This is a genomic window from Enterobacter cloacae complex sp. P1B (assembly GCF_014982345.1).
Lineage (GTDB): Bacteria > Pseudomonadota > Gammaproteobacteria > Enterobacterales > Enterobacteriaceae > Enterobacter > Enterobacter bugandensis.
The window spans coordinates 1-368 of the sequence record NZ_JADCLF010000029.1 but is presented as its reverse complement, the minus strand read 5'-3'; the positions used below and the strand labels follow the sequence as shown (position 1 = coordinate 368).

1 pseudogene is annotated in these 368 nt (G+C 58.2%); it reads left to right on the top strand.

Annotation, left to right across the window (positions count from 1 at the left end):
* Positions 1–281 (top strand): annotated as a pseudogene (locus INF77_RS23050) (ABC transporter ATP-binding protein); the annotation flags it as partial.
* Positions 282–368: the final 87 nt, after the last annotated feature.

The window sequence follows — 368 nt, the reverse complement described above, 5'->3', positions numbered from 1 at the left end:
AACCGACCTCCGCGCTGGACGCCCGCCTGCGCAACCAGATCCTCGAGCTGCTGGTACAGCAGTGCGAAGAACGCCAGATGGCGATGCTGTTAATCAGCCACGATCTGCCGCTGGTGGCGGAGCACTGCGACCGCGTGCTGGTGATGTATCAGGGTGAAAAGGTCGATGAGATGGCGGCGAACCGGCTCCCGCAGGCGACGCATCCGTACACGCGCACCCTGTGGACCTGTCGTCCAGACGCCCATACTTATGGACAGATGCTGCCGACGAAAAAACATTAGAAGCACTCGAAGGACGCCATATAATTAAAAAAATAAGGTTAACCAGGTGCAGGTCACCTTCGGGGAAAAAACGGCGGTCTCTGCCGC